Raw genomic sequence first — 11794 nt, forward strand, 5'->3', positions numbered from 1 at the left:
TTTGCGCGGGCCGGTTCGTTTCTGCTACACTCTTCGTTTCCCCGCGCCATCAACCTGTGAAGGATCTTGACGCGAGGAAGATGGGATACCGCCACCCTATGGCGAGGTGAGGCCGCCGCCCGCGACTCGACAGCGAGGTCGAGACGATTGGGACGGTCGCCGGATGACAAGTATCGGAGTGTCCTCATGGCACGCGTCTGCGAAGTCACGGGCAAGAAGCCCATGGTCGGGAACAACGTTTCCCACGCCAACAACAAAACCAAGCGCCGGTTCCTCCCGAACCTGCAATACCGCCGTTTCTGGGTCGAAAGCGAAAACCGCTGGGTCCGTCTGCGCATCACCAACGCCGGGCTGCGTCTGATCGACAAGAAGGGCATCGACGCCGTGCTGGCCGACCTGCGCGCGCGCGGTCAAGCCTAATCACTGAACCAGGAGCGACACCATGGCATCCAAAGGCGGACGCGAGAAGATCAAGCTGGAATCCACTGCCGGCACCGGTCATTTCTACACCACCAACAAGAACAAGAAGACCACGCCTCAAAAGCTGGAATTCATGAAGTTCGACCCCAAGGCACGCAAGCACGTGCTGTACAAGGAAACCAAGCTGAAGTGATTCAGCCCGGTCCTTGAAGAAGAAAACCCGCCTATCGGCGGGTTTTTTCATGGGCGACCGAAAAGGGGCGTCACGGCCCCCATCGCGATCAGCGGGTCGGCGCCAGGTGCGCCTTGCCAAGCAGTTCGCGCGCCATCCAGTCGTCGATCATCTTCTTCTCATAGCGCAGCGGCTCGGAGTCGAAGTAGCGGTTGCCGACGCCATTCTGGTAGTCCATGTCCTTCAAGTCCGCCTTGCCGGACTTCAGGACCTGGCCGTTCTCGCTGAGCGTATAGGTGAAGCTCATGCGCGGAATCGTCACCGATCGAAGGATGCGGAGCCGATCGGTGCGGACATGCGGTTCGACTTCCCCCGCGAGGTCGACGTCGGTGACGTCGATCTTGAGCTGCTTGCCGGGCAGCTCGCGCGCGGCGAGCGCCTTGAAGTGCTCTTCCAGTTGCTTTATGGCGTTGTCGCGGTCCACGCCGACCCAGCCGATGTCGGAGAAGTTCTCCGGCTTGATGAAGTTGACTTCCGCTTGAGCCTGCGCAGCCGCGGCGATCGCGCCCAGGCTGGCGCCCATCAGGCCGAACAACACAGTGCGCTTGAAAAGGGTCGAGGCCATCATGTCAATCTCCTTGTCTGAGAGTTCAACAAATTATGGGCGCCGCCAAGAAAAAAGGCGCCCGGTAGGGGCGCCCTTTGCATTGCTTCATCTCCGCCTGGGTGTCGGCCATCACTCTGGCCGACCTCGGGGCACGATGAGCCGACCTTCGCTCAGACGCGCACCGTGCGCAAACCCGTCGCGAAGGCCTTCAGTTCGGCGATGCCGCTTTCTTCGGCCTTGCGGCACCAGGCCTGCAGGTCATGCACCAGCTGCTCAGCCGACACGTTCGTGCGGGTCCACAACTGACGCAGTTCTTCGCGCATCGTCACCAGCTTGTCGAGCACCGGGCTCGCCGCGCGGGCGCCGTTCAGTTGCTCCTGATAGGCAGCCGGGATCTTCTCGGCATCGCGATGCAGCCAGCGGGTCGCCAGCTTGAACTGATGGAACTTGACGCTGTGCTGCTCGCCCGCAGCCTTCAACTGGAGCAGCTCGGCCTTACAGGCGCCGCGCAGGCCGCGCGCATAACGCGCCATCACTTCATAGCGGTTGGCGATGATGGCCTCCAGGGTGTCCTTGTCGGCCACCGCCTTGAGTTCGCCGGTCTTCATCTGGGGCGCGGTCTTGCGCACCTTCGCCCAGCCGATCATCTCCATCGCACGGATGTAGCCCCAGCCGATGTCGAACTCGAAAGGCTTGACCGAGAACTTGGCCGACGTCGGATAGGTGTGGTGATTGTTGTGCAGCTCTTCGCCGCCAATGATCACACCCCACGGCGAGACGTTCGTCGACGCGTCCTGCGCCTCGAAGTTGCGATAGCCCCAATAGTGACCGACGCCGTTGATCACGCCGGCGGCCCAGAACGGGATCCAGGCCATCTGCACCGCCCAGACCGCCATGCCGGCCACGCCGAACAGCGCCAGGTCGATGATCATCATCAGGGACACGCCCCACACCGAACGGCCGGTGTAGACATGGCGCTCGATCCAGTCGTCCGGCACGCCATGGCTGAACTTCTTGATCGTTTCTTCGTTCTTGGCTTCGGCGCGATACAACTCGGCGCCACGCGTCATCACCGTCTTGATGCCGCGGGTGACGGGGCTGTGCGGATCATCCTCGGTCTCGCACTTCGCGTGGTGCTTGCGGTGGATGGCCACCCATTCGCGAGTGACCATGCCGGTCGTCAGCCACATCCAGAAGCGGAAGAAGTGCGACGGAATCGGACCCAGGTCGAGTGCCCGGTGCGCCTGGGCGCGGTGCAGGAAGATCGTGACGCCAGCAATGGTGATATGCGTCACCACGAGGGTGAAGACCACGATCTGCCACCAGCTGGCGCCGGTGAGGCCGTCGATCATCCACGCCAGGATGGCGTCGTGCACAGACATCAATACGTTCATTCGGTCCTAACCCTGCTCGCGAGGAGCCAGTTGTCCACAGGAAGCCCCGATTGTAGGCGACGCACTCTAGAAATCGCCCAGATGTAAGCCGCTTTCCCGTCGGTCTTTTGACGCTTCACGACCGGAAGGGCCTGAAGACGTGATCGAACAGACACGATGGCCCGTTCGCAATAAGAAACATGCCGCTGACAGGACCCCCTGCCAGATCCGGTCGGCAGGCTCATTTCTTACGTTCCCAGACTGCGGCGAAGAAGCCGTCGCTCTGGTGACGATGGGGCCACAGGCGCAGATAGCCGTTCTCGGACAGCTGTGCCGCCTGGGTCGCGTCGACCTGGGCGTGGGTCAGCACGTCCTGCGCGGGCATCAGGACGAAGTCGGGATGCGCCTCCGCGAAGGCCTGGGCGACCGACTCGTTCTCGGCATCGAGCAGCGAACAGGTCGCATAGACCAGGCGGCCGCCCGGCTTGAGCAGGCGCGAGGCGCTGTTCAGGATGGCCAGCTGCTTGTCGTGCAATTCCAGGACGCTGTTCGGGGATCGGCGCCATTTCAGATCGGGATTCCGGCGCAGCGTGCCCAGGCCCGAGCACGGCGCATCGACCAGCACGCGGTCGATCTTGCCGGCCAGGCGCTTGACGCGCTCATCGCGTTCGTTGCTGATCTGCACGGGGTAGACGTTCGACAGCCCGCTGCGCGCCAGGCGCGGCTTGAGCTTGTCGAGTCGATGCCCCGAGACGTCGAATGCGTACAGCCGACCGGTGTTGCGCATCGCGGCACCCAGCGCCAGGGTCTTGCCGCCGGCGCCGGCGCAGAAATCGACGACCATCTCTCCGCGCTTGGCCTCGGTGAGCAAGGACAGCAATTGGCTGCCTTCATCCTGCACCTCGACCTGGCCGCTGGTGAAGACGTCCAGCTTCTGCAGCGCCGGCTTGCCTTCGAGCCGCAGGCCCCAGGGCGAGAACGGCGTCAGCGACGACGCGAATCCCTTGTCCTTCAAGGCCGCCTGCACGTCCTCGCGCTTGGCCTTCAGCAGGTTGACACGCAGGTCCAGGGGCGCGGACACGTTGACGGCGTCCGCCAGTTGCCAGAACTGCTCATCACCCAGACGCTGCCTCAGCGGCTCGACCAGCCAGTCGGGCAGGTTGTGGCGCAGCTTCTCCGGCAGCTTGCTGCGGTCGACCTTCGCCACCTGCTTGAGCCATTGCTGCTCCTGGTCATCGGTGGCCGCGCGGAGGAAGGTGTCGCTGCCGGCCCAGGCGAGGATCGCCAGCCGCCGCGACATCGGACCGCGGCCCGACTGGGCCAGATGCTGCAGCACCGGACGCTGGCGCAGCACGGCGTAGGCGGTTTCGGCGATGGTGTGGCGCTCGCGCTGGCCAAGCGCCTTGTGCGCACGGAAGAAATCGGAAACGAGGGCGTCGGCGGGCTTGTCGAACAGCAGCAGGCTGTCCACCAGTTCGGCGCAGAGTTCAAGAAGGGCATTAGGATGCATCGCGCGATTATCCCCGGCTCCGGCGTCAGGCCCGCGCCCTGCCCCATTCCCGCCGTCACGACCCTGCCCATGAGCGCCTCCCACACCGTCCCAGCCCCTGCCGCGCACGGCGCCGGCGATCCGCTGCAACCGCTGCCCGAGGCGCCCACCGGGCGCTACCGCCACTACAAGGGCGGCGAGTACGAGGTCCGCGGCGTCGTCCGCCACAGCGAGACGCTGGAGCCCCTCGTGCTCTACGTGCCGCTCTACAACGACAGTGGCCTGTGGGTGCGTCCTTACGGCATGTTCTTCGGCTCCGTCGACGTCGACGGGGTGACGCAACCGCGCTTCGCCCGGATCCCGGACTGATTGCGCGTGGATCGGCCCATGCCCCTGCTGCACCAGATCAAGCGCCGCCCCCGCCTGCTGATCGGCGCGGCCACCGGCGCACTGCTGGCGGCCGCCTGGCCGGTCGAACTGGCCTGGCACACCCGCGCGTTGCTGGGCTGGAGCGCCGGCGTCTGGACCTACCTCGTGCTGATCGGCTGGATGATGTTCCGCACCGATGCGGAAGACGTCGAGGAGCAGGCCGGCGCCGTCGCGGACGGTGCGCCGACGGTGCTGGTCTTGGCGATCCTCGGCGGTGCCGCCAGCATGGCGGCGATCGCGCTGGAACTGGCGCAGGTGAAAGAGGCCGGCCTGTTGAAGGCCTGGCCGCACCTGCTGGTGGCATCGGCGACGCTGACCGGTTCGTGGCTGCTGCTTCCGGTGGAGTTCGGACTGGCGTATGCGTCGCTGTTCCACTGCGGCCCGAAGGCGCCCCACGGGCTGGAATTCCCCGGTGACGAGGACGCTCCCGACTACCTGGATTTCTTCTATTTCGCGGCCACGGTCGCCGCGACCTCACAGACCTCGGACGTCGTCGTCAGCGCGCGACCGATCCGGCGACTGGTGCTGGTGCAGGCGATACAGGCCTTCGTGTTCAACACCGTCGTGCTGGCGCTGACGATCAACTTCCTTGCCGGCATGCTGGGCTGAACGCCCGGCCGGGGATTCAGCCCTCGGCGCAGCCTGCGACGGGTCGTGCGGCCATGCGGTCAGTTGAACATCTGCGGCTCGCCGCCGCGATGGAGGACGCGCGCGCCCTGGATCGCGAGCTGCCCCTCGACGAACCAGCGCACGGCGCTCGGGTACATGCGGTGTTCGACCTTGAGCACGCGCGCCGCCAGCGCCGCCTCGTCGTCGCCGTCCAGCACCGGCACGATGGCCTGCGCGACGATCGGACCATGGTCCAGTTCCGCCGTCACGAAGTGCACCGTCGCGCCCGCCACGCGGCAGCCGGCCTCGATGGCGCGCTGGTGCGTGTGCAGCCCCGTGAATGCCGGCAGCAGCGACGGGTGGATGTTGAGCATGCGCCCCGAGTAATGACCGGTGAACGCCGGCGTCAGAATGCGCATGAAGCCGGCCAGCACCACCAGATCGGGGGCGAAGCCATCGACGACGCGCTGCAGTTCCGCATCGAACGCAGCGCGCGCGGCGTCTCCCTTGCCGAAGGCCTTGTGGTCGACGACCGCGGTGGCGACGCCATGCGCCCGCGCGAATTCAAGCCCGGCGGCATCCGGCCGGTTGCTGATCACCGCGGCGATGCGGGCCGGCCATCCACCGGCCGTGCAGGCCTGGACGATGGCCTCCATGTTGGAGCCTCGCCCGGAGATCAGGATCACGATGTTCTTCATGGGCCGGCAGTGTAGCCAAGGGCATCGGCGCCAGCGCACTGCCATGACCGGCGTCGACCGGGCCGACGCTCCCTACAATCGCCCTCCCGCCGTCGCATGTCCGACCTCGTCCCGAGATCGCCGCGCGCCGGTGCGGCCACCGCCCCAGCCTTCCGCCATGACCGACCAACCCACCCTCACCCCGCGCCAGCGCGTGCTCTCCGGCATGCGTCCGACGGGCGCGCTGCACCTCGGCCATTACCACGGCGCGCTGAAGAACTGGGTGCGATTGCAGGACGCCTACGACTGCTTCTTCTTCGTCGCCGACTGGCACGCCCTGACCACGCATTACCAACACCGCGAAGGCCTGGAACAGAGCGTCTACGACATGGTCGTCGACTGGCTGGCGGCCGGCGTCGATCCGGAACAGGCGACGCTCTTCATCCAGAGCCGCATGCCGGAACACGCCGAGCTGTTCACGCTGCTGGCGATGAGCACGCCGTCGAGCTGGCTGGAACGGATGCCGAGCTACAAGGACCTCGTGGCCGAGAACCGCGAGCTGGCGACCTACGGCTTCCTCGGCTACCCGCTGCTTCAGGCGGCCGACATCCTGATCTACAAGGCGGCCTTCGTGCCGGTCGGCGAGGACCAGGCACCGCACGTCGAGGTGACGCGCGAGGTCGCGCGACGCTTCAACCACCTCTACCGGCAGCCCTCGGCGCCGCTGTTCCCGGAGCCGCAGGCGCTGATGACCGAGAACTCGCGACTTCCCGGCCTGGACGGACGCAAGATGAGCAAGACCTACGGCAACGCGATCGCGATGCGCGACGCGCCGGAGGTCGTCGCCGATAAGGTGCGCAAGATGCAGACGGATCCGCAGCGCGTGCGTCGCGGCGATCCGGGCGAGCCCGAGCGCTGCCCGGTGTGGGCACTGCACAAGGTCTATGCCGACAGCGACACGCGGGCATGGGTCGAGTCGGGCTGCCGCAGCACGGGCATCGGCTGCCTGGACTGCAAGCAGCCGCTGATCGAGGCGATCCACGATGAGCAGGCGCCCTGGCGCGCCCGCGCCGACGAACTGCTCGCCGATCCGAAGAAGGTCCACTGGATCGTCGAGGTCGGCACCGAACGTGCCCGTGCGGTGGCACGCAAGACGCTGCGCGAGGTGCGCGGCGCGATGGGCATCGACTACTGAGCACGCACAGATGGCCGGCATCCACATCACCGACATCGAGTCCGCCATCAATTGGTGGCGACAGCGCTCGCCGGGCGACGGCGTGACGCTGGGTCCCGAGCTGCGCGCGCTGGCGGAGGTCTATGCGCTGATGGTCTTCCATCACGAGACCGAGTGCGACGAGGACTCGATGCCGCCGCGCGCGCTCGCGGCCTGGACGCGCTGGTACGACACCACGCCGGACGCGCCCTGCATCGCGATCTGTTCGACCAGCCAGGGCGACGAACTCTGCAAGGGCTGCGGACGCAGCTTCGACGAGGTCCAGAACTGGCCGGTGCTGACGCCCGGAGAGAAACGCGCCACCTGGCGGCGGATCACGATCGAAGGCACGGCGTGGCGCTTCAACCGCTATGCGGAGCGGGCGATCGAGCGGCGCAACGCCGCCGGCGCCGACGCTCAAGCGGCCGCCGACAAGGATCCCGCTTGAGCGCTGCGCTCCACGGCCGCCTCGCGAGCCTGCGCCAGATCCTGCCGCTCGCGTGGCCCGTGTTCATCGGGCAACTCGCAGTGCTGGCGTATTCGACGATCGACACGCTGCTCGTCGCCCGCCACTCCGCCATCGACCTCGCGGCCCTCGCGGTTGGCTCGGCCGTCTACACGTCGGTGTTCGTGGGATTGATGGGCGTGGTGCTGGCGATCTCGCCGGTGGCCGGGCAGCTCTTCGGCGCGAAGCGCATGGCCGAAGCCGGCGACAGCCTGCATCAGGCCGCGTGGCTCGCGCTGGCGCTCACGGTGATCGGCGAATTGATCCTGTGGTTCCCGCAGCCCTTCCTCGCGATCTCGCAGGTCAGTCCCGAGATCGCCGCAAAGATCCGCGACTACCTGCGCATGCTGGGCATCGCGCTGCCCGCGGCCTTGCTGTTCACCGCCTACCGCGGCTTCAACACGGCGGTGTCGCGACCGAAGGCGGTGATGGCGTTGCAGATCGGCGGACTGCTCTTGAAGTTCCCGGCCAGCGCGCTGCTGATCGGCGGATTCACGCTGGGGCCGCTGCACGTGCCACCGCTGGGCGCGGTCGGCTGCGCGATCGCGACGGCAATCGTGATGTGGAGTCAGCTGCTGATCGCACTGGCCGTGCTGCGTCGCGATCCGTTCTATGCCGCGTTCGGCTTCGCTCGGACCGGGCTGCATCGCCCACGCAAGGACACGTTGATGCGGCTGCTGAAGCTGGGCGTGCCCATGGGCGCGTCCGTGCTGATCGAGGTGACCGGCTTCACCTTCATGGCGATCTTCATCGCGCGGCTGGGCACGACGCCGGTGGCGGGGCACCAGCTCTGCGCCAACCTCGTGGCGATGATGTTCATGCTGCCGCTGTCGCAGGCGAACGCCTGCAGCACGCTCGTGGCGCAGGCCATGGGCGCGCGCGACTATGCGGCGGCGCGCCGGCTCGGCTGGCATGGATTGGAGATCGCGCTGGCGATCGCGTTCGTACTCGGCGGCGTGGTCTTCTCGCTGCGGGAGCAGGTGCTGGGCCTTTACACCAGCAATGCCGCCGTCATCGCCGCCGCGCTGCCCCTGCTGGGCTGGTTGTGGCTCTTCCACGTGTCCGACGCCGGCCAGACCGTGGCCGCCTTCGTGCTGCGCGCCCATCACATTGCGACCGCGCCGATGCTCATCTACGCGTTCGCGATCTGGGGGCTCGGCCTGGGCGGCGGCTACTGGCTGGTCTTCGGCGACCATGCCGTCGCGTTGCCCGCGATCATGCAGGGCGCGATGGGGTTCTGGAGCGCTGCCTCAGTCGGACTTGCCGCCGCCGCGATCGGGCTCGGCGTCCTGCTGGCCCTCGTTCATCGCCGGGAGATCGGGCGTTGAGCGTCAGCCAGCCACGTTCAGCGGCAATGTGATCACGAAGCAGCTGCCGCCGCCCTCGCGGGCATCGCATCGCACCGTGCCCTGGTGGGCCGTCGCGATCTGCTTCACCAGGCTCAGGCCGAGTCCCACGCCGCCCGACACCTCGGCATGGCCGGGCAGACGGAAGAAGGCCTCGAAGATCCGCTCGCGCATCGGCTCGGGCACGCCCGGACCGCGGTCGCAGACCTGCAACTCGACGCGATCCTGCCCGGCGCGGCGCACCTTGAGCTCGACGACCGGCCCGCCGTAGCGGCGTGCGTTCTCGAGCAGGTTGCGCAGCGCGCGTCGCAGCAGGCGGTCGTCGCCGTTCAGCGGCAGGCGGGCGATGCCGGTCTCGATCTCGAGCTCGGCGTCACCCAGCGCGGCCGATTCGGCGGCGATCGCCAGCAGGTCCACCGGCTCCAGCCGCAGCGACTGCGCGCCGCCTTCCAGCCGGCTCGCCAGCAGCACCTCTTCGACGAGCGCGTCCAGCTCCACGATGTTGGTGTTGATCTCCTGCCCCAGGCGCGCGCGCTGGGCCGGCGACGCGTCGTCCAGCATCGAGAACGCCATCTTCAGCCGCGCCAGCGGCGAGCGGAGTTCATGGCTCGCGTTGGCGAGCAGGCTCTTCTGCGATCTCAGCAAAGCCTCGATCCGTTCGGCGGCGAGGTTGAAGCTGGTCGCGAGCGCGGCGACTTCGTCCTTGCCGTTGTCCTGCACGCGGAAACTCAGATCGCCGGAGCCGAACTGCTCGACACCGGACTTCAGCGACTCCAGCCGGCGCGTCAGCCGGCGCACGACCGGATAGGCCCCGACGGCCACGGCCACGAACAGCACCGCCAGCAGCACGGCCAGGGCTTCGCCGCTCGGGCGGGGGATCCAACCGGGCAGCCAGGAGCCGTTCGCCGCATCCTCGCGACGCTGCTGCTCCAAACGGTCCAGCATGCGCTGGCGCATCTGCTCGACTTCGGGCCGCGGCTCGCGGCGGATGGGACTGCGCACGTCGTTCGGCGGCGGGCCATCGACGAACGGATCGCGGCGCTCGCGCTGCATCCGGTGCGGACCGCTCGCGGCACGCGCGTCGGCTTCGAGCTTGTCCTGGCCGGTCGGCCCAGATGCGCCCGGCGGGCGGGCCAGGCGCAGGAACAGCAGGTGCCGCCCGTCGTCCAGCGGCACGCGCTGCACGCGCGAACCGGGCAGGTCCTCGCGGCGCTCGAACAGCGGCGAAGCGCCGATACGGCGTCCGCGCGAATCCTCCAGCGCCAGCGCCATCCGCAGGCGCTGACCCCAGTCCTCGACGGCGTCGGCCTGCTCGTCGGTCGACGCGGTGACCGGCGGCAGCGCGCGCTGCACCAGCACCGCGAGCGCCACCAGCCGCTCCGAGGCGGCCTGCTCGAAGGTCCCGCGCTCCTGCTCGATGCGGCCTTGGAAGAGCCACGCCGAGCCCAGCGCAAATGCCAGCAACACCACCACGACGGTGATGTAGATGCGCAGGTACAGCGCCTTCACTGCGTCGCAGCCTTCATTCCAGGCCTTCGGCGTCCTGCTTGCGAGCGAACACGTAACCGGCACCGCGCACCGTGAGCACGCGGCGCGGGTTCTTGGCGTCGTCCTCGATGACCGAACGGATGCGGGAGATGTGCACGTCGATCGAGCGGTCGAAGGCCTCCAGCGGGTGGCCCTTGAGCGCGTCCATGATCTGGTCGCGCGACAGCACCCGGCCCGGGCTCTGCGCCAGCACGACCAGCAGGTCGAACTGGTGGCTCGTCAAGTCGCAGGCATTGCCGTCCAGGCGCACCTGTCTCGCCGCCAGGTCGATCTCCAGGCGGCCGAAGCGCAGCACCTCGTCGCCCATCGCCTGGGGCTCGGTGCGGCGCAGCAGCGCCTTCACGCGGGCCTGCAGCTCACGGGGCTCGAAGGGTTTGGGCAGGTAATCGTCCGCGCCCAGCTCCAGGCCGAGGATGCGATCCATCGGCTCGCCGCGTGCCGACAGCATCAGCACCGGCAGGCGGCGCCAGCGCTTGTCGCTGCGCAGTTGGCGGCAGAACTCGAGGCCATCGCCGTCGGGCAGCATCAGGTCCAGGACCAGCAGTTCGAACTGGCCGGCCTCGAGCTCGGTGCGGCCCTGCGCCAGCGAACCGGCAAAGCTGACGTCGAAGCCGGCGCTGCTGAGGTAGTCGCCCAGCATCGCGGTGAGCCGGGCGTCGTCGTCGATCAGGAGCAGTCGTGGGTTCATCGGGCGTTGCGGTGCAGCCACCGACCGGGCCGGATCGGCCAGGCCGCGCGCCGCGGACTCATCGAAAGACTGAAGCATAGCCGGCCTCGTGCGTTCAGCGGTCAGTGAAAGGCTTCGGGACCGGGTTGGCCTCGTTGGCGCCGCGGCGTTCCTTGGCGCGCTCGGCGCGGTCCTTCATGCGCTCCTTCATCTTCTCGCGCTGCTGGTCCTTCAACTGGGCGATCTTGGCGCGCTGCTCGGGGGTCAGGACACGCGACGCGTCGATCATGGCCAGCGTGATGCGCTTGGACTCGACGTCATGCGCGGCGTGCATCTGCTGGCGCACCTGCTCGACGGCGTTGGCGTCGACGGTCGGCGCGGTGAACAGCGCCTGCATGCGCTCGTGCAGCTGACGCTCGGTGTCGCGTTGCGTCTTCAGGTCCTTGTGCGCGGCGTCGAAGATCTGCTTGATCTGGGCCCGCTGCGCATCGGTGACGCCGGCGTCCTTCAGCAGCTTGCCGTGCATCGGGCCCATGGGGCCGAAGCCGGGGCCGCCGAAATCGGGGCCACCGCGGTGCATGCCGTGCGGCGGGGGCGGCGGCGCGTCGCCCGGTGCCGTCTGGGCGTGCGCCGCCAGGGCGGCCACGCTCATCGTCGCGGCCAGGGCCAGCATCTTGAGGGGGCGGGAGAAGCTCTTGACCATCTCGGGATCTCCAAATCGTTCTGGGGTGAGGAAATG

General features: G+C 67.8%; 14 protein-coding genes. 7 read left to right on the forward strand and 7 right to left on the reverse strand.

The features are described from left to right. Window positions 1–186: 186 nt before the first annotated feature. Complete coding sequence (gene rpmB / locus ACFJIX_RS25985) at window positions 187–420, forward strand: 50S ribosomal protein L28 (RefSeq protein WP_377155495.1); 234 nt, start codon at window positions 187–189, stop codon at window positions 418–420. Window positions 421–442: 22 nt separating this feature from the next. Continuing rightward, window positions 443–613, forward strand: coding sequence for a 50S ribosomal protein L33 (rpmG, locus tag ACFJIX_RS25990; RefSeq protein ID WP_067273562.1), 171 nt, complete (start codon window positions 443–445; stop codon window positions 611–613). A gap of 88 nt (window positions 614–701) precedes the next feature. Here rpmG and ACFJIX_RS25995 read toward each other — a convergent pair whose 3' ends face one another. From ACFJIX_RS25995 to ACFJIX_RS26005, 3 genes are all read right to left on the reverse strand, one after another. After that, on the reverse strand, window positions 702–1220 hold the full coding sequence (locus ACFJIX_RS25995; RefSeq protein ID WP_377155497.1) for a DUF3016 domain-containing protein: 519 nt from the start codon (window positions 1218–1220) through the stop codon (window positions 702–704). Between the two features lie 149 nt (window positions 1221–1369). Then, a complete protein-coding gene (locus tag ACFJIX_RS26000) occupies window positions 1370–2581 on the reverse strand; it encodes a fatty acid desaturase (protein ID WP_377155498.1) in 1212 nt (403 codons plus the stop codon). A gap of 232 nt (window positions 2582–2813) precedes the next feature. Next, window positions 2814–4082 (reverse strand): RsmB/NOP family class I SAM-dependent RNA methyltransferase, encoded by a 1269-nt coding sequence (locus ACFJIX_RS26005; protein WP_377155499.1) that lies wholly within the window; start codon window positions 4080–4082, stop codon window positions 2814–2816. Between the two features lie 69 nt (window positions 4083–4151). On the opposite strand from ACFJIX_RS26005, the gene ACFJIX_RS26010 reads away from it, so the two are divergent. Further along, window positions 4152–4430 carry a DUF1653 domain-containing protein gene (locus tag ACFJIX_RS26010; RefSeq protein ID WP_377155500.1) on the forward strand — a complete coding sequence of 93 codons (279 nt, stop codon included), beginning with the start codon at window positions 4152–4154 and terminating at the stop codon, window positions 4428–4430. Window positions 4431–4448: 18 nt separating this feature from the next. Beyond that, the gene (locus ACFJIX_RS26015) at window positions 4449–5099 is read left to right on the forward strand and encodes a DUF1345 domain-containing protein (RefSeq protein ID WP_377155501.1); all 651 of its coding nucleotides are present in this window, start codon (window positions 4449–4451) and stop codon (window positions 5097–5099) included. 59 nt (window positions 5100–5158) lie between these two features. Here the strand turns inward: ACFJIX_RS26015 and purN are convergent, their stop codons facing one another. After that, entirely contained in the window at window positions 5159–5797 is a 639-nt protein-coding gene (gene purN, locus ACFJIX_RS26020) for a phosphoribosylglycinamide formyltransferase (protein ID WP_377155502.1), read from the reverse strand. A gap of 157 nt (window positions 5798–5954) precedes the next feature. On the opposite strand from purN, the gene trpS reads away from it, so the two are divergent. The 3 genes from trpS to ACFJIX_RS26035 are packed head-to-tail and all read left to right on the forward strand — an operon-like array spanning window position 5955 to window position 8822. After that, entirely contained in the window at window positions 5955–6971 is a 1017-nt protein-coding gene (gene trpS, locus ACFJIX_RS26025; RefSeq protein ID WP_377155503.1) for a tryptophan--tRNA ligase, read from the forward strand. A gap of 10 nt (window positions 6972–6981) precedes the next feature. Next, complete coding sequence (locus tag ACFJIX_RS26030; RefSeq protein ID WP_377155504.1) at window positions 6982–7437, forward strand: DUF3717 domain-containing protein; 456 nt, start codon at window positions 6982–6984, stop codon at window positions 7435–7437. Continuing rightward, window positions 7434–8822: an MATE family efflux transporter gene (locus ACFJIX_RS26035; protein ID WP_377155505.1), complete on the forward strand. Its 1389-nt coding sequence runs from the start codon at window positions 7434–7436 to the stop codon at window positions 8820–8822. Before ACFJIX_RS26030 ends, ACFJIX_RS26035 begins: the two co-directional genes overlap by 4 nt. A 3-nt stretch (window positions 8823–8825) precedes the next feature. On the opposite strand, the gene ACFJIX_RS26040 is transcribed toward ACFJIX_RS26035, so the two are convergent. The 3 genes from ACFJIX_RS26040 to ACFJIX_RS26050 all read right to left on the reverse strand — a co-directional run bounded on the left by ACFJIX_RS26040 (window position 8826) and on the right by ACFJIX_RS26050 (window position 11758). After that, window positions 8826–10349 (reverse strand): ATP-binding protein, encoded by a 1524-nt coding sequence (locus ACFJIX_RS26040; RefSeq protein ID WP_377155506.1) that lies wholly within the window; start codon window positions 10347–10349, stop codon window positions 8826–8828. A 13-nt stretch (window positions 10350–10362) separates the two neighbouring features. Further along, the gene (locus ACFJIX_RS26045) at window positions 10363–11076 is read right to left on the reverse strand and encodes a response regulator (protein ID WP_067282373.1); all 714 of its coding nucleotides are present in this window, start codon (window positions 11074–11076) and stop codon (window positions 10363–10365) included. A 94-nt stretch (window positions 11077–11170) separates the two neighbouring features. Then, complete coding sequence (locus ACFJIX_RS26050; protein WP_377155507.1) at window positions 11171–11758, reverse strand: Spy/CpxP family protein refolding chaperone; 588 nt, start codon at window positions 11756–11758, stop codon at window positions 11171–11173. Window positions 11759–11794: the final 36 nt, after the last annotated feature.

It is taken from the genome of Roseateles sp. UC29_93, assembly GCF_042695725.1.
Classification (GTDB): Bacteria; Pseudomonadota; Gammaproteobacteria; order Burkholderiales; family Burkholderiaceae_C; genus Roseateles; species Roseateles noduli_A.